The sequence below is a fragment of the Pseudarthrobacter sp. R1 genome, assembly GCF_024494415.1.
In the GTDB taxonomy this organism is placed as follows: domain Bacteria; phylum Actinomycetota; class Actinomycetes; order Actinomycetales; family Micrococcaceae; genus Arthrobacter.
This window is the reverse complement of record NZ_JAMKFI010000043.1, coordinates 1-875: the sequence shown is the minus strand read 5'-3', so window position 1 is coordinate 875 and position 875 is coordinate 1. Positions and strand designations below refer to the sequence as shown.

General features: G+C 68.8%; 2 protein-coding genes. Both read right to left on the bottom strand.

Translation table 11 applies throughout. The features are described from left to right. Positions 1 to 172: phage holin family protein (locus M8J71_RS22910; RefSeq protein ID WP_256250168.1), on the bottom strand; the 172-nt coding region annotated here is incomplete at its 3' end. Continuing rightward, positions 172 to 875: hypothetical protein (locus tag M8J71_RS22905; RefSeq protein WP_256250166.1), on the bottom strand; the 704-nt coding region annotated here is incomplete at its 5' end. The genes M8J71_RS22905 and M8J71_RS22910, both read right to left, overlap by 1 nt.

The window sequence follows — 875 nt, the reverse complement described above, 5'->3', positions numbered from 1 at the left end:
CTTTGCCTGCCTTGGTGGCGGACTGCTTGGCTTCGGCCTTGGCGAGCTCGAGTTCCTGGCGCATCAGGGTGGACAGATCCCGGGTCACATCACCCAGCAACTCACCCAACGACGCGTTGTCCGCCTTCACGTGCGCCTCACTCGGCGGCGGCTCCGGAATAGAACTACTCATCAGAGCCCGCCTGACTGCCCGCCGGCACGGCGGTCACGGGCGAGGGGATCATCATCCAGCGGATCAGCGGCAAGCCGGGGGTCACCCAGAGGGTCCTCAGTTGTCCGGGTTCCGGACCAAGGCTCCTCTTCCACCAGCTGCGGGCTGTCCAGGGGGCTGGCGGGACGTGCTGCGTCCGGGTAGCTGGTACCCGGCGCGCCGCCGTCGTAACCCGCTGTGGTGGTGGCCGGACCGGGGAGCTGGACCGGGGGAGGCGGGACTGTTCCGCCGGCAGGGGTGTACCCCTCGGTGTACTGGTCGCCGTAGGGGCTGGAGTACTGGCCGGAAAGTCCTGCAGTGCCGGCATTGCCGGACGTGGCTGCAGTTCCGGTGGTGCCTGCGGTGAGGCCGCGGGTCAGGCGGCCTGCGAGGACGCCGGCACCGGCGGCAAGCAGGAGGAAGGTGCCGGGCTTGTTGCGGGCGAACCTCTGGACCTCGCCCAGCAAGTCGCCTGGCTGCTTGTTCTCAAGCCAGGAAGCCACCGACTCGCTGCGCTGCGCAGCCTGCCGGATCAGGTCGCTGGCCATACCCTGCTGCTCCGGGGCGTCAGCCATGCTCTGCAGCTGGCTGGAAATGGTGCGGATGCCTTCGGCCGCCTTCTGCTGCTGGGTGCCGGCCTGGCTGGAAAGCCCTGATTTTGCCTGGGACAGCAGGTCCTGCGCGC